Annotated in this window: 16 protein-coding genes; 7 read left to right on the forward strand and 9 right to left on the reverse strand. The window is 59.6% G+C overall.

All coding sequences use genetic code 11. The annotated features are described in order from the left end of the window. Positions 1 to 2: 2 nt before the first annotated feature. Both METAL_RS07280 and METAL_RS07285 read left to right on the forward strand, forming a co-directional pair. Entirely contained in the window at positions 3 to 1,859 is a 1,857-nt protein-coding gene (locus METAL_RS07280; RefSeq protein ID WP_036304485.1) for a cytochrome c peroxidase, read from the forward strand. 108 nt (positions 1,860 to 1,967) lie between these two features. Beyond that, entirely contained in the window at positions 1,968 to 2,666 is a 699-nt protein-coding gene (locus METAL_RS07285) for a metallophosphoesterase family protein (protein WP_005371012.1), read from the forward strand. Positions 2,667 to 2,866: 200 nt separating this feature from the next. Here the strand turns inward: METAL_RS07285 and METAL_RS07290 are convergent, their stop codons facing one another. Then, positions 2,867 to 3,046, reverse strand: a complete 180-nt coding sequence (locus METAL_RS07290) for a hypothetical protein (protein ID WP_031431395.1) — start codon at positions 3,044 to 3,046, stop codon at positions 2,867 to 2,869. A gap of 386 nt (positions 3,047 to 3,432) precedes the next feature. Between METAL_RS07290 and aqpZ the strand changes: the two genes are divergently transcribed. Together aqpZ and METAL_RS07300 are read left to right on the forward strand one after the other, a co-directional pair. Beyond that, positions 3,433 to 4,158: an aquaporin Z gene (aqpZ, locus tag METAL_RS07295; RefSeq protein ID WP_005371013.1), complete on the forward strand. Its 726-nt coding sequence runs from the start codon at positions 3,433 to 3,435 to the stop codon at positions 4,156 to 4,158. A 124-nt stretch (positions 4,159 to 4,282) separates the two neighbouring features. Further along, complete coding sequence (locus METAL_RS07300) at positions 4,283 to 6,481, forward strand: patatin-like phospholipase family protein (RefSeq protein WP_005371014.1); 2,199 nt, start codon at positions 4,283 to 4,285, stop codon at positions 6,479 to 6,481. A gap of 62 nt (positions 6,482 to 6,543) precedes the next feature. Here METAL_RS07300 and METAL_RS07305 read toward each other — a convergent pair whose 3' ends face one another. From METAL_RS07305 to METAL_RS07320, 4 genes are all read right to left on the reverse strand, one after another. Continuing rightward, a complete protein-coding gene (locus METAL_RS07305) occupies positions 6,544 to 7,833 on the reverse strand; it encodes a PepSY-associated TM helix domain-containing protein (protein ID WP_005371015.1) in 1,290 nt (429 codons plus the stop codon). Positions 7,834 to 7,902: 69 nt separating this feature from the next. Beyond that, entirely contained in the window at positions 7,903 to 8,436 is a 534-nt protein-coding gene (fae, locus tag METAL_RS07310) for a formaldehyde-activating enzyme (RefSeq protein WP_005371016.1), read from the reverse strand. Between the two features lie 25 nt (positions 8,437 to 8,461). Next, the gene (locus tag METAL_RS07315) at positions 8,462 to 8,797 is read right to left on the reverse strand and encodes a rhodanese-like domain-containing protein (RefSeq protein WP_005371017.1); all 336 of its coding nucleotides are present in this window, start codon (positions 8,795 to 8,797) and stop codon (positions 8,462 to 8,464) included. Between the two features lie 254 nt (positions 8,798 to 9,051). Beyond that, positions 9,052 to 9,531, reverse strand: coding sequence for a nuclear transport factor 2 family protein (locus tag METAL_RS07320; protein WP_005371026.1), 480 nt, complete (start codon positions 9,529 to 9,531; stop codon positions 9,052 to 9,054). Between the two features lie 125 nt (positions 9,532 to 9,656). Between METAL_RS07320 and METAL_RS07325 the strand changes: the two genes are divergently transcribed. Continuing rightward, positions 9,657 to 9,989, forward strand: coding sequence for a Uma2 family endonuclease (locus tag METAL_RS07325; RefSeq protein ID WP_005371027.1), 333 nt, complete (start codon positions 9,657 to 9,659; stop codon positions 9,987 to 9,989). 254 nt (positions 9,990 to 10,243) lie between these two features. On the opposite strand, the gene METAL_RS19885 is transcribed toward METAL_RS07325, so the two are convergent. The 3 genes from METAL_RS19885 to METAL_RS20610 are packed head-to-tail and all read right to left on the reverse strand — an operon-like array spanning position 10,244 to position 19,960. After that, complete coding sequence (locus tag METAL_RS19885; RefSeq protein WP_005371028.1) at positions 10,244 to 17,530, reverse strand: cadherin domain-containing protein; 7,287 nt, start codon at positions 17,528 to 17,530, stop codon at positions 10,244 to 10,246. 26 nt (positions 17,531 to 17,556) lie between these two features. Continuing rightward, a complete protein-coding gene (locus tag METAL_RS21825; RefSeq protein ID WP_005371035.1) occupies positions 17,557 to 19,701 on the reverse strand; it encodes a DUF4347 domain-containing protein in 2,145 nt (714 codons plus the stop codon). 55 nt (positions 19,702 to 19,756) lie between these two features. Beyond that, a complete protein-coding gene (locus tag METAL_RS20610) occupies positions 19,757 to 19,960 on the reverse strand; it encodes a hypothetical protein (protein WP_005371037.1) in 204 nt (67 codons plus the stop codon). Between the two features lie 467 nt (positions 19,961 to 20,427). Here METAL_RS20610 and METAL_RS07340 point away from each other — a divergent pair, with 467 nt between their 5' ends. Both METAL_RS07340 and METAL_RS07345 read left to right on the forward strand, forming a co-directional pair. Next, positions 20,428 to 20,820, forward strand: a complete 393-nt coding sequence (locus tag METAL_RS07340; RefSeq protein WP_005371039.1) for a helix-turn-helix domain-containing protein — start codon at positions 20,428 to 20,430, stop codon at positions 20,818 to 20,820. 778 nt (positions 20,821 to 21,598) lie between these two features. Then, complete coding sequence (locus METAL_RS07345) at positions 21,599 to 21,754, forward strand: hypothetical protein (protein WP_245549489.1); 156 nt, start codon at positions 21,599 to 21,601, stop codon at positions 21,752 to 21,754. 66 nt (positions 21,755 to 21,820) lie between these two features. Here the strand turns inward: METAL_RS07345 and METAL_RS07350 are convergent, their stop codons facing one another. Next, positions 21,821 to 22,366: a DUF3782 domain-containing protein gene (locus METAL_RS07350; RefSeq protein WP_005371041.1), complete on the reverse strand. Its 546-nt coding sequence runs from the start codon at positions 22,364 to 22,366 to the stop codon at positions 21,821 to 21,823. Between the last annotated feature and the right edge of the window lie 58 nt (positions 22,367 to 22,424).

Below are 22,424 nucleotides of genomic sequence, written 5' to 3' on the forward strand. Positions count from 1 at the left end.
TCATGAATCTTATAGGCGCTGTCGGTCTCCGGGCGGCGGAGCAACCGCCGCTCGCCCCCGGCTACGGCAATCTGCAATTCGCGTTGCCGGCACCGGGCACTTATGCGTTGCCGCCTTTGGGCGAGGCCGCCAACGGCGAGGTGCTGGACAGCGACGGCAAGGCGCTCGAACTGTACGATTTGATGGGCGACAAGATCGTGCTGCTCAGTTTCGTCTATTCGACCTGCAGCGACGTGAACGGCTGCCCCTTGGCGATCGCGGTGCTGCATAAAATCAAACGGCGCCTTGCCAACGAGAAGGATATCGCCGCCAAATTGAGACTGATTACGCTCAGCTTCAACCCCGAACACGATACGCCCGACACGATGGCGGCATACGGCAAGGAGTTTCAGGCGCCGGGCATCGAATGGCATTTTCTGACGACGCGTTCCGAGGCCGATCTGCAGCCGATTCTCGGCGGTTACAACCATACGGTGCAGAAGGTTTACGACGCGGAAGGCAAAAGCACCGGGACGTTTTCGCATGTGCTGCGGGTTTATCTGATCGATGCGGACAAACGCATCCGGAACATTTACAGCGTCTCGTTTCTGCATGCGGATACGTTGATCAATGACATCAAGACCTTGCTGAGCGGCGAACCCCGGACCGTAGCGGTCAAGACGCCTGCGGCCGGCAAGCCGTCCTTGTATCGGGCCGGGGACGACAAGTCCGATTACGAAAGCGGCGGCTATCAAACCCATTCGCTGGCAATGAAGGAACGGCGGGGCAAAGCGATCGACCTGCTGGCGACGATTCGAAAACCGATGCGGGGTTTGCCGCCCGTGCCGGTGCCGAAGGACAATCCCTTGACCGAGGCGAAAATCGGCCTGGGCCGCAAACTGTTTTACGATCGCCGCCTGTCGCTGAACAAGACCTTTTCCTGCGCGATGTGCCATATTCCGGAGCAGGGCTTTACCAGCAACGAAATGGCGACCGCGGTCGGCGTCGAAGGGCGGACGGTCCGCCGCAATTCGCCGACCCTGTACAATGTCGCTTATCTCGATCAGCTGTTTCATGACGGCCGCGAAACGGCATTGGAGCGACAGGCATGGGGGCCGCTACTCGCGCACGACGAGATGGCGAATCCGTCGATCGGCTATGTGTTGGAGACGGTCGCCAACAGCGAGGACTACCGGGGATTGTTTCAAAAAGCCTTCGGCAAAGGGCCGGGCATGGAAACCCTCGGGATGGCGATCGCCAGCTACGAGCGTACCTTGAACTCGGCCGATTCGCCGTTCGACCGTTGGTTCTACGGCAAGGACCGGAAAGTGCTGAGCGAAGAGGCTCAGCAGGGTTTCAAATTGTTTACCGGCAAAGCCGGGTGTTCCGGGTGCCACACGGTCGATTCGAAATTTGCGTTGTTTACCGACAACGGCTTCCACAATACCGGAATCGGTTTTGCCGCGGCGATGGACGGCTCGAACGCGAAGCGCCGCGTGCAGATTGCGCCGGGCACTTTCGTCGAAGTCGACCGCGAGGTGATCGATTCGGTATCCGGCGATAAGGGCAACGATCTCGGCCGTTATGAAATCACCCAAAAACCCGAGGACCGCTGGAAATACCGCACGCTTTCCCTGCGCAATATCGGTTTGACCGCGCCGTACATGCATGACGGCAGCCTGGGGACGTTAGAGGAAGTCGTGCAATTTTACCGGCAAGGCGGTCGTCCGAACGAAAACCTGGATCCGCTGATCCGGCCTTTGCCGCTGAACGATCGGGAAGCGGCGGCGCTGGTCGCGTTTCTGAAGAGCCTGACCGGTTCGAACGTCGGCGACTTGGTCGGCGATGCGTTTGCGGCGCCGATCGGCGATGCGAAATGACAAATCGGGTTTCTCTGGCTACGACGGATTTTGGTGCTGGAGAAGCTCAACCGTTTGATGATAACATGAGGACTTTAAAATCAACGAAATCCGCGCTCAAGAGCGATCATGAACCCCAATCACCGAATCCTGTTTGCCGGCGATCCGCACGGAAATTTTCGGCCGCTGATCGAGGCGGTCCGAAAATGCCGTCCCGAAGCGGTCGTGCTGCTCGGCGATTACGATTTGGAGTGCCCTTTGGAGCACTATCTGGCCGAGATCATCGGCTTGACCGAAATTTGGTGGATCGCGGGTAACCATGACTTCCAGTCGCCCTGCAAATACCACAGCCTGTTCAACTCCTCGCTTGCCGACTACAGTCTGCACCTTCGCGTGAAGGAAATCGCCGGGTTGCGGATCGCGGGACTCGGCGGGATTTTTTTGGGCAGGGTCTGGTATCCGCCTGCCCAGCCGAAGTGGATCAACAAACGCCATTTTCTGAACAGCCAGAAAACTGCGCAGCGCTATTCCGAACTGTCGCTAAAATACCGGTCCGCGATCTGGCATGACGAGTTCGAAGCGATGAAAGCCCTGCAGGCCGATATCCTGGTCACGCACGAAGCCCCGTCCTCGCATCGGTTCGGGTTTGCGGCAATCGGCGAGCTGGCCTCCGCGATGGGAGTGAAACATGTGTTTCATGGCCATCTGCACGAAAATTATGCTGCCACGATTCGGCGCAATATCCGCGTGGTGGGTGTCGCCGATCAAGTGGTGGCCGATCTGGCCGGCAATCTGGTGAACGCCGGGGAACTGGCCGTTTCGGATTAGGTCTGCTTTTTCGAACCGGCGGCGCCTGGGAATTTGTCACTGCCCCGTTTCGGCGTAAGGTTTTGACAGGCAGCCGGAGAAAACCCGTAGCAGCCGTCTCTTCGCGCCATGTCCGGCTTGATGATCATTCGCAAGCCGGCATTTCCAGCCGGCCATGATCGAGAAAATGCCCGGTGCGGCGGATAAGCGAATTACGCTTTTCAACAGCGTCCCTTGTGGTAAAGTTCCGCCAGGTCGAACGGATCGGCGCCGAAAAAATTCCGAAGCCGTAACGTCCACATCAATAAAATCGTCTTCCAGACTCCGAATGTTTCCCAGCGGCGGCCGAAGCGGGTGGCTTTTGCGGTCAGGCAAATCGACGGGCCGATAGTTTTAAGCAATTTCGACAGGTATTCCTGAAAGGGGATGCAGAGATGAGTCGATTTTTATCCTCGCATAAGGATTCAAGCGTTTATCCCCGTCTCTTTATCCGGATGTTATCAACCGGAAAGAAATTGACAGTTTCACCAAGCCTGTCTATATTGCCTCGTCATTTTTAAAAATGGCGAGGCAATTGATTTTATTGTTTGACCGTTCCCGTCAGCAGTTGGGAAAGTAAAGGCTTGATACCCTCAAGCTGGCTGTTATTCGTTTGTTTTTTAATTTAGGTTTGGGATGGGTTGACCGTTACGGACTTTGGGTTCGGGACGGTGAGGAAGCATTCCGTAAGGAATGCGCATCCGTAGGATTACCCGATTTACTTATCATGAATTGCAGGAGAATGAACATGAAGCAAATAGGCGCCGAGTTTTTGGGAACTTTCTGGTTGGTTTTGGGCGGATGCGGCAGCGCAGTACTGGCGGCCGCGTTTCCGAATGTGGGCATCGGGTTACTGGGGGTTGCGTTTGCTTTCGGGCTTACGCTTTTGACGATGGCGTATGCGATCGGCCATATTTCCGGTTGCCATCTGAATCCCGCCGTATCTATCGGCTTGTGGGCCGGCGGACGTTTTCCCGCGAATAAATTGTTGCCTTATATTCTGGCTCAGGTGGCCGGAGGATTGGTCGGAGGCGGCATTCTCTATCTGATCGCCAGCGGCAAGGCGGGTTTCGATGCCGCTGCCGGTTTCGCGGCGAACGGCTACGGCGAACATTCGCCAGGCGGTTATTCCCTGGGGGCCGCGTTAGTGACCGAAGTCGTGATGACCATGATGTTTATACTGATCATTCTTGGCGCCACCGATCGCCGCGTGCCGCAAGGTTTTGCCCCTATCCCGATAGGCTTGGGCCTGACCCTGATACACCTGATCAGCATACCGGTCACCAACACCTCAGTCAACCCCGCCAGAAGCCTGGGCGTCGCGGTTTATGCCGGCGACTGGGCGCTCGGGCAGGTTTGGCTGTTCTGGGTCGCTCCGATTGCGGGCGCGCTTTTGGGCGCTTACATTTATCGGTTGATTGCCGAAGAGCGGATTGAAGATACGGCGGCTCCCGGCTTCGTCAAACAACAATAAAAATCGTTCATTCATCGAACCGACATCTGAGCTTCTCGGCTTTTTTTGACGAGAGAAAGGTTTCGAGAAGCCTGGATACTGAAGATGGATGGCAAGGGCATTATTATGCAGAGAGGGGGAGGGTATGGAAAAAGATCGATCCGCAACCGGTTTTGCGCAAGTTCGTCAGGAAGAACTGGAAGTCATCAAAAGCCAGCGGCTGAACCGGGGCGATATTCGGGAAGCCGATGAAGCCGCACACCTTGCCGGACTGGCGATCAGCGGCGGCGGTATCCGTTCCGCTTCGTTCGCGTTGGGCGTCCTGCAGGGTTTGAACAAATACCATATTTTGCGTCGGGTGGACTATTTGTCGACCGTTTCGGGCGGCGGCTATATCGGCTCCTCGCTGACCTGGTTCAATTATCAGAACAAGAAGAACGGTTCGCCCTGGACTTTTCCGTTCGCTTCCGATGCAGTCCATTCGCCGCTGAATTTCCTGAGGCAGAACGGCAATTACCTGCTGCCGAACGGGCTGTCGGCCTTGTCGCTGCTGGGCGTCCTGCTGCGTAATATCGCGCTGGCGTCTTCGGTTTATCTCGCGGTGATCGTCAGCCTCTTTTATCTTTTCGTCAATCTGCAACTGTTCGTGCCGAAACCCTGGATGCTGCCGTTTACAAACGGCTGGCAGCCGGCCTCCTTTTTCACCCAAGCCTCGCTGGCCATGGTGCTGGTCTTCGGGATCACCAGTTTTTTGTATGCCTGGATGACCTGGCGAAAGTTAGGGACGGAGCAGCGCGGGTATCGCGGGCGTTTCTGGTTTCAGCGCGTGCAGGGCAAGATCATTTTGCTGGCGCTTGCATTCTGGGTATTGGCGTTGCTGCCGGGAATCAACCAATTCGTCAGCGATAAACTGCGCGGAATGGAATATATGACCACTTCCTTTCCGGCGCTGCTCGGCATGATCGGATCGATCTACGAGTTTTTCCAGCAGCAAAAGGGCAACCAGGCCGGCAAAGGCGCGATGACGGAGATTCGTATTCTGCTGACCTCGGCATTGCTGATCTTCGGCATCATGGCGGTCGGTTATAAATTCGCGCTGGATTGGGATCATTCGGACATGCAGTGGCTTTACGGATTGGTGATCGCCGGCGTCGTCCTGACCGGATGGTTCGTCAACCTGAACCTGTTCGGCATCGGGCGAATGGACCGCGACCGCCTGATGGAAGCCTTTCTGCCGAATCCGCAAGCGGTGAACAACACGCGCTGGGAACTGGCGACCGAAGCCGATGTGGCTTTTTTTACCCAAGTTTCCGGACCCGATCAATGGGGGCCTTACCACATCATCAATACCAATGCCGTTCTGGTCGATTCTCCCAATGCCAAATACCGGGGCCGCGCCGGGGACAATTTCATCATGTCCCATCTGTATTGCGGCGGCGACGCGGTCGGTTTTCATCCGATGGATGCGCTGTCCGACGGCGAAATGACGCTCGCGACGGCGGTGTCGATTTCGGGCGCCGCGTTGAATCCGAACGCCGCCAACTCCGGGCAGGGCACCACCCGCAACCGCCTGGTTTCGTTTCTGCTGACGTTTTTCAATATCCGGCTGGGCTTCTGGATACAGAATCCGGCGGTGACCGGCTGGCGGAAAATCCTGTCGGATATGAACAGGCGCCCCAACTTTTTCTATCCGGGCTTTTTTCAGGGGTTACTGGGACAGGATCTCAGGGAAAACGTGGGCTATCTGGAGCTGACCGACGGCGGCCATTTCGACAATACCGGGCTGTATGAATTGATCAGAAGGCGCGTTGATACCCTCTATTTTTCTTCGGCCGGCGCGGACCCGAATTTCACCCTGGACGATATCGGCAGTCTTCTGGTGCGGATCCAGGTCGATTTCGACGTCACGATTACTTTCCATGACGAGCTGGAAAGCCTGATGCCGGGATCGGACGGAGAAAGCGTGTACGCGAAGCGCTTCGGCTTTTCGAGAATGGGCTTCGACAGAGGCACGATCCATTACCCGGCCAGCGCTCTGGGGCCCGCCAAAAAGGGTACCCTGTATATCGTCAGGGCGACGCTGGCCAAGGATTTGCCTGCGGAAATCTACAGTTACCGCGCCCAGCACGAGGAGTTTCCGAATCAGTCCACGAACGACCAGTTTTTTGATGAGGTTCAGGTCGAGGCGTACCGGGAGTTGGGGTTCCGGTTGACCGCGCAGATGTGCAGCGCGCTGTCGCTTTCCAGCGAAGAAATTACCCCGGTTTCGGAGATTTTCGCGGAAGCGGCGCAAGCAGCCGTCGAAGGGGTACAGGAGGACGTCGAAGGCGTGCCGGAAGTGTAACGCATCTGCGTTGCGCTTTCATGCAAGGGGGACTTGAACGCCGATGTCCCGGCCGCCGACGGTTACCGGCTCAGCTTTTGCCACCACGCAACGGCTTGCGGCAGGGCTTTTCGCCCGGATTCAGCGGCCCGCCGCCCGAGCGCAAGGCCCAGGCGCCAAGCCAGGGCGAGGATTCGGTAACCGGCTTTTTTCACAGGCGTAAAATCGACCGCGCGATCCCGAAGCACGCCGCGCCGGCACAGCCATCGGAACAGGCCGCTCAGATACAGAAAAAACAGCGCCTGTCCTGCCAAAAACCAGAGCAAGCGTCCCGAGGCGCCCAAGGCCTCGCCCGAATGCAGCGGCCATAGCCAGGCCGCCGCGGTTTGTCCGGCCGTAAAGCGGGCCGGGTCGCGCACTTCCAGAATGTGGCCGCTCCAGCGGTCTACCCAGACCGTGGTGAAAGGATGGCGCTGATTGATTTCGCCGTCCTGGCGAAAATGGATTTCAAACACCCCGCTGTCGCCGACCGGCGTGCTGATCCGCCGTAATTCGGCGTTCGGAAACGGGGCGCGGGCGATGAACTCGGCGCCTTCCAGACCGACTGGATGATCGTTCGGTACGGCGGTGCTGACGATCGCGCCGTTCGCCTCGCCGTGGCCCATCCCGGCCTCGCCGGTCAGCGTTTCCACCAGTGCCGGGTAAGAGAGCAAGACGCCGGTGCCGGCCAGCGTGAGGATCGCTGCGGCGCTCAGAAAACCGGTGATCCGGTGCAAATCGGTCGCAAAACGCAGCAGGCCGGATTGCCGCCGTATCGTCAGCGCTTTGCGTAGCCCTTTGATGCCGGGCCACCACAAATACAGCCCGCTGCCCGCCGACAGCATCAACAGCAGTCCCAAAGCCCCTACCGTTTTCCGTCCGGTCAGGCCGAGCAGCAGATGGCTGTGCAAATCCAGGAACCAAGTCGTAAAGGTCGAGCCCCAGAAGCGGCTCGCAGCGACCTCGGCGGTGTAAGGATTGACCGAAACCATCAAGGGAGCGTACCACTCGAAATACGTTTCGCGCGGTTTTTCGAACCAGGCGGTAATCATTCCGTGCGGCGATCTCGGCATTTCGAGCGTCCAGGCGCCGTGCCGGTCCGGATGTGCCGACCGCACCGCCGCGATGATCTTGTCCAGCGATTGGTGAGCGCCTTCGGGATGGTCGATCACCAGGCGTGGATTCAGCAGTTCGTCGATATCTTCCCGGTAAATGCTGAGGCTGCCGGTCAGGCCCAGCAGGGCAAACAAAAAACCGGCGCCGAGCGCCAGCAGCAGATGCAGTTTGAGCCAGACGGCCCGACCGCGCCGGGCCTTGATGATCGCGTGGGTCATTCGGGAAAAGGGCTTCGGAAAAACTGCGAATTATCCCACGGATCGGCTTTTTCTGTCAGGCCGGGCGCATCAATCGTGCGCGGCCAGCGGATGGTGCTGTGAGTGTTCTTCGGCGATGACTTCTTCCAGCGACGGCTGGCCTTTGACAGCGCGCTTTATCGCCAGTTTGACGGCTTCGTAATTCCAGTCCTGGATTTTGCTGTTATCGGTAGCGTCCCAGTGAATGAAGACACCTACGCAGATAAATATATGCGTAGCCTCCTCCAACGGAATGATGCCTTCCTTGACGCAGTCGGCAACCGCCGTGGCGACCCCTCTTTGCGCCGGGCCGAACATCTGCTCCGCCTGCCGCCCGTTGGTGATTTCCACCTTGTTGAACATGACCGTCGCCGGTTTGGTCATCAAGTTGGGCGCTATCAGCGCCAACAGCGCATTATCGCCGCGTTTCTGGTTGGTCAATGCATTGCAGAAAGCGAATTCCGCGGCGCTGCCGCGCGGTCCCATGATCAGGTCGATATGCGCCACTTCGTTCCCTTCTCCAACCAGCGCTTCACCAACCAATACATGATCTATTTTGGGTTTGGGGATATTGATATTCGGCATGATATTTCTCCGGTTAGCTGTAACTTTAGGGCTCAATGGAATAGCCGGCATTCGCCCAGTCTTCCAGGCCGCCTTCGAATGCGGAGACTTGCGAATAACCGGCCGCGGCCAGCCGATTGGCTGCCTCTTTCGAGGCATTGCAATGAAAGCCGGCGCAATAGGTGACGATCGGACGGTCCTTGCCTTGCGGTCCTGCCAGCGTGGCCACTTTTTGTAGAAACTCGCTTCCGGAGACCGGCGCATTTTGCGAGCCCGGAATATGGGCTTTTCGGAAAGCATCTTCCGAGAGCACGTTCAGCAGCAGAAAATCTTCCCGATTATCCTGCATATTTTTCAATTCGTTTCGCGTCAGGATGTTCATTTTCGCACCTCCTTAACTGAGTGTTTCAATCGCATTTAACGGACTGCCGTCCGTTTTTTTCCGGTAATGCGCCGGTTCGGGCGGCGATTCCGGCCGGGTTGTTTTTAGTGGTTTTTTATTAGAGGGCGGGCGCCGGAAATAAATCCCGACGCCCGTTCGCGAGGCCGGTTTCATTCGCGGCAGGAAGGAGGCGGACCGATGTCGTTAAGTCAGGATGGGAGGTGTTGCAAAGCTCGCTTTGCAAACATCCGCCTCTAAAGCCCGAGGTCGCTGAGCCCCGGATGGTCGTCCGGCCGGCGCCCTTGCGGCCAATGGAACTTGCGTTCGGATTCCGCGATCGGCAAGTCGTTGATGCTGGCATAACGGCGGCGCATCAGGCCGTTCTCATCGAATTCCCAGTTCTCGTTGCCGTATGAGCGGAACCATTCGTCCTCATGGTTGTGCCATTCGTAAGCAAAGCGGACCGCGATCCGGTCGCCTTCGAAGGCCCATAATTCCTTGATCAAACGGTATTCAAGCTCGGTCCGCCATTTGCGGATCAGAAATTCGACGATCTGTTCGCGGCCGACCGGAAACTCGGCCCGATTGCGCCAGCGGCTGTCGACGGTATAGGCCAAGGCGACACGTTCGGGATTTCGATTATTCCAGGCGTCTTCCGCCATGCGGACTTTTTGCGCGGCGGTTTCGCGGGTAAACGGAGGAAAGGGCGGTCGCGGTTCATGGATGACGGTCACGGAAAACTCCTTAGCGGTGAGTGAAGACGGGAGAAATGCCGGATTTTAATGCCGGCAGGCCTATTGTATTCCGAAATCTCGACGAGAAAATATCTCATCCCTTTTCACTCATAAACCATAACTGCATGGCCGGCAATTTGACGCGCAAATTCGGCAATCACCTGGAAGGAAAACCGTGTACACCTTTTATGGCCGACATGAAAGTCCGGCTCGGTAGGGACTACGTTTATCCGGATGTCGTCGTCGATTGCAGCAAAATGAGCGGTTCCGACATGTTTTCGGAAAACCCGGCGCTGATCGTCGAAGTGCTGTCGAAGTCAACCCGAAAAACCGATACGGCGGTGAAACTTTTACGCTACATCAACCTGCCGTCATTGCAGGAATATGTCTTGATCGAGCCGGATTTTGTTTGGATGAGGTGGTTTGCTTCGCGAAACCGCCCTACAGTAGGTAGCTGAGTAGGTCGGGCACGCTTTTTTGTGCCCGACATGGCAGGGGGTCAATGGGGTAGCGGCTGCGGATTGTCGCAATAGCCCTTGCGGATTCGCCGTCAGGCAATCCGCCATCGCTTTGCAGCCGGTTGGCGTTTTGCGATCGCGAAAACACCCTACAACAGAGGATGGGTAAGGCGGAACGCGCTAGCGGTTCCGCCATCAGGGTTTCAATATCAACGGCCATCGAGCATCGTGACGAAGGCGTCGCTCCCACAACGCTATACCAACTTGATCACATCCAGCGCGCCGTCGAAAACCAGCCCTTTCAAAGGCGTGGTGCCGACAATTTCGATCTGAAAATCGCCGTCGTCAAAACTGCCATTGCCGTTCAGATCCATCTGCAATACACCGTTTCGATAGGCTACGCCATTATCGTCATTCAACGTCGCGCCGATGGCCACTTTGCGCGCCGTGATATCGGAGAGCGCCTGCCCGCCCAGCTTCAACTGGCTCAATATCGCCGCATCGAAGCCGAGCCGGCTGCCTTTACCGTCGATGAGCCGATCGTGCCCGTTCGCTTCCAGGTCGGCGGCCGCCCAATAATACAGATCGCGCCCGGCCCCGCCGACCAGCATATCGGCGCCCTTGCCGCCGGTCAGTTTATCGCGGCCGCCGGCGCCATAGAGGATATCGTCGGCGGCGCCGCCATTCAGATCATTGGCTTTATTATCGCCAATCAGAGTATCGGACTGCGGGCTGCCCGTCATCGGCAGCGCCGCTTTCGGCCCTTTGCCGTTCAAGATCAACAGGTCTTTGTTGGTATCGAACCGCAGCGTATCGGCCGTACGGTTATAAAAACGCACCTGAAAGTCGTCATCGGCATTGAAGACCCCATCGCCATTCGCATCGACTTGCAAAATACCGTCTTTAAACGCCAAGCCGTTATTGGCGTCGATCACGCTGCCCAAGCCATTTTTTCCGCCCGTTAACTGACTCAAGGCCGTGCCGTTCAATTTCAACTGGCTCAACAGGGCGCTGTCGAAGGCGATGAGGCTGCCGTTGTCGTCGACGATCCGATCCATGCCGCCGGCCACCCGATCGGTAGCGGAAAAATGGTAGGTATCCTTTCCCTTGCCGCCGACCAGCCAGTTATCGCCGGAACCTCCGAATAAATGGTCATTGCCGTTATTACCTAACAGCACGTCGTTGCGGCCGTTCTCGCCATACACATGATTCCCTTTGTTATTGTCATTGATCAGCTGACCGAGCGGGGGCAAAAACGCCGGCGCGCCCGGATCGCGAATCACGCCGTTGGCAAGACCGTCGCTATCGAATTCGCCGCCGTCGGTGATTTGAAAGTCGAGCCGCGTTTTATCGCCTTCCGTGGTCATCGCGCCGCCATAAGCGGCACTGGCCAAATTGACCCAGGTGCCCTGAGCGTCTTTTTTCCAATAGCCGTTGACATGAATATCGTCGTCGAGATAGAGACTGAAGGTCTCGGTGCCACCTTCTTCTTGCGTCGTCGCGGAGAAACCGAACAAGCCCAGGGGAATAGCGCCCGCGTCCGGAAAATCGGCGGGCGCATCGAGTTGCTCAAACTCGGTGATGCGCGAAGCCGACGGCCCTGTCACGTTCGCTTTACCGGCATTCGAATCGGCGACCAGGGTCACATACACAGGCAATGCCCCGTCGGAATGGCTGACGGCCGTCGGCGTATTCAAGACTGCCTGCGAGAGCACGTTGGTTTGTCGGCTATCGGCCACGCCATCACCGTTGCCGTCGCCGGCGACCATCGCGCCATTGCCGTCGGCCAACACGGGAACGTTCATTTCTATCTCTGTCGGAACGCCGTCGTTGTCGTCGTCGGATTCCGGCACGTTCGTCACGGTCAGGATCACCGCTTGAGAAGCATTCAGTGCGATACTGGCGTTATCGGTTGCGATGACCGTGAAACGGTAACTATTTCGCGTCTCAAAATCAGGGATGGTCTTTAAAGTGACCGCGCCGCTCTCGGCGTCGATCTCAAGCAAGCCGGCATCGCTGCCGTCCAAACTGTAGGTCAACGTTTGTCCCGCGTCGGGATCGCTAGCGATCGCCGTGTAGACCACCGTGCTCGGCGGACTGTTTTCGGCGACGCTCGCGGTTGTGCCGGAGGTAAATACCGGCGCTTCGTTGAGGTCATCGATCGCCAGCGCCACCGTTCGGATAGCCGTGTTGCCGGCCGTATCGGTCGCGATCACCTCAAAACTGTAGCCGGCCTGCGCCTCAAAGTTTGGATCGTCGATCAACGTCACTTCGCCGCTGTTTTCATCGATGCTGAACGCCGCCGCATCGGCGCCGCCCAGGCTATACACCAACGGAATCGATGGACCATCGCTGGGGTGCTCGGTATCCGGGTCATCGGTGGCTTGCGCGCGATAGACGACTTGAGCGGCGCCGCTATTTTCAGCGATCGCCGTTGCCGTGGCCCCCGAGGTAAACACCGGCGCCACTTCGTCCACGTTATTGACAGCCAGCGTCACCGTTTGCGTCGCGGCATTGCCGGCCGCATCGGTCGCGGTCACCTCGAAGCTGTAGCCGGCTTTTATCTCGAAATTCGGGTCGGCGGTCAGCGTTACTTCGCCGGTCTCGGCGTCGATCGTCAACGCCGCCGCGTCGGCACCGCCCAGACTGTAGACCAGCGGGTTGGACGGGCCGCCGTCCGTCGCCGGATCGTTCGCCGCCGCAGTATAAACGACTTGACCGGCGCCGCTGTTCTCAGCGATCGCCGTTGCCGTGGTGCCCGAGGTAAACACCGGCGCCACTTCGTCCAGATTGTTGATCGCCAGCGTCACTGTTTGCGTCGCGGCGTTGCCGGCCGTGTCGATGGCCACCACCGTAAAGCTGTAACTGGATTTCGTTTCAAAGTCAGGATCGTCGATCAACGTCACTTCGCCGCTGTTTTCATCGATGCTGAACGCCGCCGCATCGGCGCCGCCCAGGCTATACGCCAACGGAATCGATGGACCATCGCCGGGGTGCTCGGTATCCGGGTCATCGGTGGCTTGCGCGCGATAGACGACTTGAGCGGCGCCGCTATTTTCAGCGATCGCCGTTGCCGTGGCCCCCGAGGTAAACACCGGCGCCACTTCGTCCACGTTATTGACAGCCAGCGTCACCGTTTGCGTCGCGGCATTGCCGGCCGCATCGGTCGCGGTCACCTCGAAGCTGTAGCCGGCTTTTATCTCGAAATTCGGGTCGGCGGTCAGCGTTACTTCGCCGGTCTCGGCGTCGATCGTCAACGCCGCCGCGTCGGCACCGCCCAGACTGTAGACCAGCGGGTTGGACGGGCCGCCGTCCGTCGCCGGATCGTTCGCCGCCGCAGTATAAACGACTTGACCGGCGCCGCTGTTCTCAGCGATCGCGGCTGCCGTGGCGCCCGAGGTAAACACCGGCGCCACTTCGTCTACATTGCTGATCGCCAGCGTCACCGTTTGCGTCGCGGCGTTGCCGGCCGTGTCGATGGCCGCCACCGTAAAGCTGTAACTGGATTTCGTTTCAAAGTCAGGATCGTCGATCAACGTCACTTCGCCGCTGTTTTCATCGATGCTGAACGCCGCCGCATCGGCGCCGTCCAGGCTATACACCAACGGCGCCGACGGCTGGCCTGCGTCCGTTGCCTGTGCCGTGTACACCACCTGCCCGGCGCCGCTGTTTTCAGTGATCGCCGCCGCCGTGGTATCCGAGGTAAAGACCGGCGCCACTTCGTCCAGATTGTTGACGGCCAGCGTCACCGCTTGCGTCGCGGCGTTGCCGGCCGCGTCGGTCGCGGTCACCTCGAAGCTGTAGCCGGCTTTCGTTTCGAAATCGGGATTGCCGATCAGCGTCACTTCGCCAGTTTCGGAATCGATCGTAAACGCCGCCGCGTCGGCGCCGCCCAGGCTGTAGGTGCGTGCCGACGGGCCATCGTTCGGGTGGCTGCCATCTGGATTGTCGGTTGTCGTGGCCGTGTACACCATCTGGCCGGCGCCGCTGTTTTCGGCAATCGCGGCTGCCGTGGCGCCCGAGGTAAACACCGGCGCCACTTCATCCACGTTATTGACCGCCAGCGTCACCGCTTGGGTTGCGGCGTTGCCGGCCGCGTCGGTGGCCACCACCGTGAAGCTGTAGTTGGGTTTCGCTTCAAAGTTCGGATTGCCGGTCAGCGTCACCGCGCCGGTATTGCCGTTGATCGTCAACGCTGCCGCGTCGGCACCGCTCAGGCTGTAGGTGCGTGCCGACGGGCCGTCGTTCGGATGGCCTGCATCCGGGTTGTCGGTCGTGGTGGCCGTGTACACCACCTGCCCGGCGCCACTGTTTTCGGCAATCGCGGCTGCCGTGGCGCCCGAGGTAAACACCGGCGCCACTTCGTCCACGTTATTGACGGCCAGCGTCACCGCTTGGGTTGCGGCGTTGCCGGCCGCATCGGTGGCCACCACCGTGAAGCTGTAGTTGGGTTTCGCTTCAAAGTTCGGATTGCCGGTCAGCGTCACCGCGCCGGTATTGCCGTTGATCGTCAACGCCGCCGCGTCGGCGCCGCTCAGGCTGTAGGTGCGTGCCGACGGGCCGTCGCTTGGATGGCTGCCATCCGGATTGTCGGTCGTGGTGGCCGTGTACACCACCTGCCCGGCGCCGCTATTTTCGGCGATCGCCGTCGCCGTGGCGCCCGAGGTAAACACCGGCGCCACTTCGTCCACGTTGTTGATCGCCAGCGTCACCGCTTGGGTTGCGGCGTTGCCGGCCGCATCGGTGGCCACCACCGTGAAGCTGTAGCTGGGTTTCGCTTCAAAGTTCGGATTGCCGGTCAGCGTCACTTCGCCAGTTTCGGAATCGATCGTAAACGCCGCCGCGTCGGCGCCGCTCAGGCTGTAGGTGCGTGCCGACGGGCCGTCGCTTGGATGGCTGCCATCCGGATTGTCGGTCGTGGTGGCCGTGTACACCACCTGCCCGGCGCCGCTATTTTCGGCGATCGCCGTCGCCGTGGCGCCCGAGGTAAACACCGGCGCCACTTCATCCACGTTGTTGATCGCCAGCGTCACCGCTTGGGTTGCGGCGTTGCCGGCCGCATCGGTGGCCACCACCGTGAAGCTGTAGCTGGGTTTCGCTTCAAAGTTCGGGTTGCCGGTCAGCGTGACCGCGCCGGTATTGCCGTTGATCGTCAACGCCGCCGCGTCGGCGCCGCTCAGGCTGTAGGTGCGCGTCGACGGGCCGTCGCTTGGATGGCTGCCATCCGGATTGTCGGTCGTGGTGGCCGTGTATACCATCTGGCCGGCACCGCTGTTTTCAGCGATCGCGGCTGCCGTGGCGCCCGAGGTAAACACCGGCGCCACTTCGTCCACGTTGTTGACGGCCAACGTCACCGCTTGGGTTGCGGCATTGCCGGCCGCGTCGGTGGCTACCACCGTAAAGCTGTAGCTGGGTTTCGCTTCAAAGTTTGGGTTGCCGGTCAGCGTCACCACGCCGGTACCGCTGTCGATCGTCAACGCCGCCGCGTCGGCACCGCTCAGGCTATAGACCAGCGGGTTGGACGGGCCGCCGTCCGTCGCCGGATCGTTCGCTACCACGTTATACACCACCTGCCCGGCGCCGCTGTTCTCATCGATCGCCGTCGCCGTCGTGCCCGAGGTAAACACCGGCGCCACTTCGTCCAGATTGTCGAGATTGACGGTAATGGTCGCCGTATCGCTCAGCGCGCCGTCGCTGGCCGTCACCGTCAGCGTGAAGCTTGGCTGGGTTTCGAAATCCAGCTTCGTGCCGTCGGCCACCGTGATTTTGCCGGTCGACGGATCGATGGCGAAGCCGCCCGCGCTATTGCCGCCGGTGATGCCGTAGGTAATGGCTTGGCTGTCGATGTCCGAGTCGGTGCCGGTCACGCTGTCGTTTACGTCGTACACGAGCGTGCCGTTGGCGCTGTTCTCATCGATCGAACGACTCGCATCGGCAAGGCTCGGTGCGTCGTCCACCGGCGTCACGTTTACCGTGAGGGTGTTGGGCGTGCCGTCCAGGTCTACCCCGCCGTTGGCGGTGCCGCCGTCGTCTTGCACCTGGAAAGTGAAGCTGGCGTAGCCCGCTCCGTTGGCGTTGGCCGCCGGCGCGTACGCCAGCTTGCCGAGGTCGCCCGCCACGATCGCCTGGCCCGCCGTCACGGCCACGCCGTCGAGCGTGAGGCTGCCGGCCGCCGGCAGCGTGGTGATCTTGACCGCCAGCAGGCTGTTGGCCGGCGTGTCGTTCGGGTCGGTCAAGCCGAAGTCCGCCGCCGTAAACGCGTGGCTGCCGTCTTCCGGCACCGTTACCGTCTTGTCGGTGCCGCTCGGCGCGTCGTTGACCGGCGTCAGCGTCAGGCTGGCGCTGCCGCTGGCGAAGGCGGCGTGGCCGTCGCTGACCGTGTAGCTGAAATCGACCGGGCCGTTCAGGTTGGCGGCGGGCACGAAGGTCCAGGTGCCGTCCGGTTCCGCCGTCAACTGGCCGTGCGCGGGATCGTTCAGGCTCAGCGCGGTGATTTGCAGGGTATCGCCGTCGTCCTCGTCGCTGGCGCCGGCGAGCAGTTGCGCGGCGGTGATCGTGACGCCGGGGCTGTCTTCGTCGGCGGCGTCGAGCGCGACCGGGGTGGTGGCGGGCGCATGGTTGAGCGTCACTTGCACCACCGACTCGACCGGCTGGCCGTCGGCGCCGTAGCGCTGGCCGTAGATGCCGTAGCCGCTGCCGTCCTGGCCATCAGACATCCAGGTCACCAGGTAGCCGCCGTCGTCCAGCGCGGCGACGGCGGGATTGCTTTGCTGGTTGGCCGTGGTGGTGTTGACCTGAAACTCCTCGTCCAGGGGATCGCCGTCGGCGTCGTAGCGCTGGCCGTAGATGCCGTAGCCGCTGCCGTCCTGGCCATCAGACATCCAGGTCACCAGGTAGCCGCCGTCGTTCAGCGCGGTGACGGCGGGATACCATTGACCGCTGGCCGTGGTGGTGTTGACCTGAAACTCGCCTTCCTGGGGATTGCCGTCGGCGCCGTAGCGCTGGCCGTAGATGCCGTAGCCGCTGCCGTCCTGGTTCTGAGATTGCCAGGTCACCAGGAAGCCGCCGTCGTTCAGCGCGGCGACGGCGGGATATTGTTGATCGCTGGCCGTGGTGGTGTTGACCTGAAACTCGCCTTCCTGGGGATCGCCGTCGGCGTTGTAGCGCTGGCCGTAGATGCCCCAGCCGCTGCCGTCTTGGCCAGAAGACATCCAGGTCACCAGGAAGCCGCCGTCGTTCAGCGCGGCGACGGCGGGAGAGTTTTGATAGTCGTTTATGGTGGTATTGACCCGAAACTCACTGCCTTGGGGGGTGCCATCGACGCCGTAACGCTGGCCGTAGATGCCCCGGCCGCTGCCGTCCTGGGCATAAGACATCCAGGTCACCAGGTAGCCGCCGTCGTTCAGCGCGGCGACGGCGGGATAGACTTGATTGTCGGCCGTGGTGGTATTGACCCGAAACTCCTCGTCCTGGAGATCGCCGTTGGCGCCGTAGCGCTGGCCGTAGATGCCGTAGCCGCTGCCGTCCTGGGCATAAGACATCCAGGTCACCAGGTAGCCGCCGTCGTTCAGCGCGGCGACGGCGGGATACTCTTGATCGTTGGCCGTGGTGGTGTTGACCTGAAACTCGCCGCCCAGAGCGTTGCCGTCGGCGTCGTAGCGCTGGCCGTAGATGCCGTAGCCACTGCCATCCTGGTACCAAAAGACTGCCAGGTCACCAGGAAGCCGCCGTCGTTCAGCGCGGCGACCGCGGGATACCATTGATCGCTGGCCGTAGTGGTATTGACCTGAAACTCGCCGCCTCTGATCTGGGGCGTGGCAACGTAGTCGCCATCGGCAAAACGCAGCGTGAGATCGTCGAGCAAGGTGTCGGTGCCTTCATCGCCATCGGCCATATGGGTGTCGCGCACGGTAACATGGCCTTGGGGGTCCAGGCTGAATTGGTAATCGGCCCGGTTGCCGGCGTATTGGGCGATATCCTCGCCGGGCCCGCCCAGCAGCCGGTCGTTTCCGCCGCCGCCAGACAGAATGTCGTTGCCCGCCTCGCCGAGCAACATGACGGGAAGGGCTGTGTCGGCCGCGATGCTCAGGCTGTCGTTTTTAGGGCTGCCGATCAGTTTCAGACTGCCGACCGGCTGTCCGTCTACATCGTAGCGCTGGCCGTAGATGCCCCGGTCGCTGCCGTCCTGGCCATAAGATATCCAGGTCACCAGGTAGCCGCCGTCGTTCAGCGCGGCGACGGCGGGATCGTATTGAGAGTCGGCCGTGGTGGTGTTGACCTGAAACTCGCCGCCCAGGGCGTTGCCGTCGGCGTCGTAACGCTGGCCGTAGATGCCCCAGCCACTGCCGTCCTGGCCATAAGACGTCCAGGTCACCAGGAAGCCGCCGTCGTTCAGCGCGGCGACGGCGGGATAGGTTTGATCGCTGGCCGTGGTGGTGTTGACCCGAAACTCGACGTCCTGGGCGCTGCCGCCGGCGTCGTAGCGTTGGCCGTAGATGTCGTAGTCACTGCCGTTCTGGATAGACTGCCAGATCACCAGATAGCCGCCATCGTCCAACGCGGCGACGGCGGGAGTGTCTTGATTGTTGGTCGTGGTGGTATTGGCCTGAAACTCGCCGCCCACGGTGCTACCATTGGCCGCGTAACGTTGGCCGTAGATGTCGCTGCCGTCCTGGTTCCAAGACTGCCAGGTCACCAGGTAGCCGCCGTCGTTCAGCGCGGCGACGGCGGGATATTGTTGATCGCTGGCCGTGGTGGTGTTGACCCGAAACTCGCCGCCCACGGTGCTACCATTGGCCGCGTAGCGTTGGCCGTAGATGCCCGTGCCACTGCCGTCCTGGCCAGAAGACTCCCAGGTCACCAGGTAGCCGCCGTCGTGCAGCGCGGCGACGGCGGGATACCATTGATCGCTGGCCGTGGTGGTATTGACCTGAAATTCGTTGCCCACGCCGGCCACGCCGATATCGCGATCGGCAAACCGCAAGGTTTGAATGCCGAACAGCGTATCCGTGCCTTCGTCGCCGTCGGCGGGATTCTGGTCGCGTACTTGCAGGCTGCCGTCGCCGAAGGCGGCGATTCGGTAGTCGGCCAGGTTGCCGGTGAATACCGCGATGTCATTGCCCAAACCGCCTTGCAGAAGGTCGTCGCCCAGGCCGCCGGTCAATACGTCGTCGCCGTCGGTGCCGGTGAGCGTGTCGTTTCCGTCCGTGCCGGAAACGTTCAGCAACAGGCCGTCATAAGGCAGCGCCAGGCTGGCGGTTTCCAGCGGGCCGGTCGCCGCTTCCAGCCGCCAATCGCCGCCCAGCCCGGCCGCGCCGGTCAGGTCGGTCGATGCGGCGACGTCCGCCCCGGTCAATTGCGCGAGCCGTTCGATGAACGCCTGCCCGGCATCGCCCAGGGCCACGTCGCAGCCGTAGAGCAGCAGGTCGCCGCCGACGGTCAAATGGCTGCCGATTTCGGCCAGTTGCGCGGCATGATCCGCCAGGTTGCCGCCGTTCAGGACGCCGGCGCCCAGGGTCAGCGATCCCGGCGAGCCGTGCGACACGATGTCGATCGCGTCCAGCGCGGGCCGGTTTTGCAGGGCCTGGGCGATTTGTTCGAGGCCGTCCCGGTTCGGATCGAGCACGATGGCGTCGACACCGTCCGGCAGGGCGGCGATCAGGGCTTGATAATTGCCGATACGGGCGTCGATAAAGGCGATACGAAGGCTCATTGGGGGGGTTCCTTATTCAATGATTGGGTACAGGGGATGGAGTAATGTCGTTAAGTTAAGAGGAGGAATTCGTCATTCCGGCAAGGAATGCCGGAATCCAGGCGCCAGGGATGGCGAGCTTCAATACATCCCTGTAGTCTGGATCTCGGCAATCCGTGCCGAGATGACGGCTTAATTTAACGGCATTGGGAATGAGGGTGTCGGCAAGCGGCTGTTTTCGCTTGCGGCGGTTATCGTTGCTGTTTTTTTTGTCGCACATGGAGAAACGTCTTCTAACGGTAGAAATAACATGGAGCTTGTTAATTTATTTCATGGCATGCGAGCCTGTCATCGGTCATTTGACTGAAATGTTTGCCGAAGAGAGCTGTAGCCGCGTAGGTCGGGCACGTTTTTTTGTGCCCGACATGGCCGGGGTTCAATAGGGTGGCGGCTCCAGGTTGTTGCAATAGCGAAGCAAGATTGCCGCCTATCGTCGGGCAACGATGAAGCTGTTGCCCGACCTACTCGGCTACCCGGCTAATTTATTTCATGGCATGCGAGCCTGTTATCGGTCATTTGACTGAAATGATCGAGTAGGTCGGGCACGTTTTTTTGTGCCCGACGCTACCCGGCAGTCGTGTCGGCAAATCCACCTTACGTTTTACGTTGCTGCTCGAATTATAAAAATGCCGCGAGTTTGCTACAATCAAGCCAGACTTGGTATTTCACCCATGGGATGTGTTTTTTATGGCTGTACATGAAAAAATTCGCCTGCTCAGACAGTTGAAAGGCTGGTCGCAGGAAGAGGCGGCCAGTAAGCTGGAAATGTCGCCGAACGGTTACGGCAGTATCGAGCGCGGCGAAACGGACGTGAATTTGTCGCGGCTCGAGCAGATTGCCGCCTTGTTCGGCATCAAGCTCGTGGATTTGCTGGAGCTAAATGAAAAAAATGTTTTCAACCAGACTGGCACGCATAACAAGCAGGGCAATTGGTACATCGGTGAGTCCTCGCCCGAATCCATGCACTTGCAAGTCGAGCTGGAAAAACTGCAATTGCTCGTCGAGCAGAAAGACAAAGAAGTGGCGTATTTGAAAGAAATTATCGATTTGCTGAAGGCGCCCAGAAACGGTAAATCATGATGACTTCCGGACGTTGCATGTTCTTGTTTTTTCGATGGATGGGTTTCGGCTGGCGCCTTTACCCGTGCTACGCGCTGTCATTAAGTTAAGAAAAATGGAGTCCAAAGCTTGCTTTGGAAAATCAACCAAAGCAAGCTTTGGACTCCACGCGAGCTCTTGTAGGGCGGATTCGCCTTTAGGCAATCCGCCTCCGCTTTGAAGGCTATTGGCGTTTTGCTATCGCGAAAACGCCCTACAGCAGGTAGCCGAGTAGGTCGGACACGCTTTTTGTGCCCGACATTGCAGGGTTTCAATTGAGTAGCGGCTGCGGATTGTCGCAATAGCGAGGCAAGATTGCCACCGAATGTCGGGCAACGATGGGACTGTTGCCCGACCTACCCGGCTCCACGCGAGCTCTTGTAGGGCGGATTCGCCGTTAGGCAATCCGCCTCCGCTTTGAAGGCTATTGGCGTTTTGCTATCGCGAAAACGCCCTACAGCAGATAGCCGCGTAGGTCGGGCACGTTTTTTTGTGCCCGACATGGCCGGGGTTCAATGGGGTGGCGGCTGCGGATTGTCGCAATAGCGAGGCAAGATTGCCACCGAATGTCGGGCAACGATGGGACTGTTGCCCGACCTACCCGGCTATTGGCGTTTTGCTATCGCGAAAACGCCCTACAGCAGATAGCCGCGTAGGTCGGGCACGTTTTTTTGTGCCCGACATGGCCGGGGTCCAATGGGGTGGCGGCTCCAGGTTGTTGCAATAGCGAAGCAAGATTGCCGCCTATCGTCGGGCAACGATGAAGCTGTTGCCCGACCTACTCGGCTATATCGGCAGCAGCGGCCGGGTCTCGGAAGTGCTTAACCGCAAGCGTCCGTTGAGTTTAAGGATGATTAAGCGCTTGCACGACGGGTTGCATATTCCTTATGAGAGATTGCTGACCGAGAGCGCGTAGGGCGGAACGCGCTAGCGGTTCCGCCATAAGGGCTTTTTCCCTTCTATTTATCTAATCTCTAAACAATCAATACGCCTGCGGCTCAAATTTCTCCGGCGTGTCCATCTCGAAGACGCTGTCATGGATGCGCGCGACATAAAGCCCTTCACTGAGCGCGCGCTCGCGTAACGCCGGCGTCATGTCGACCGCCGCCAGAATGCCGTAGACCGTTTTGTTTTTATGCTCGGGAAAATAGTCGCGGAAGCGTTTCAGCAAAGTCAGGATTTGGCTGATCGCTTCTTCGCGCACATGGCTTTTGACTTCGACCACGTAGGCGCGATTGAGCTCGCCGTTGGTGTAGGCCAGCACGTCGATTTCGATGTGTTCGCCGCCTTTGCTGACGCGCACGCTGGGGCTGACGACCTCCATGCCGAAACGTTCGCGCAGGATTTTTTCCATCGACGGCAACGCCAAACCTTCGGTAAAGCTGCCGAATTTTTCTCCCAAGCCGCCGATTTGCTTGCCGAGTTCCTTGAGTTTGCGGTCGGTTTCTTGAAACTTGCGGTCGGTTTCTTTTTGCGATTCGGCCACTTCCCGCAAAATGGCCCAGATGTCTTCAGCCGGTGTGGACATGGAGGTTTAACTCAGTGGAAAAATAAGGGTTTGCACTATAACACATTTTCGCGTTTGG

The organism is Methylomicrobium album BG8 (assembly GCF_000214275.2).
GTDB lineage: Bacteria > Pseudomonadota > Gammaproteobacteria > Methylococcales > Methylomonadaceae > Methylomicrobium > Methylomicrobium agile.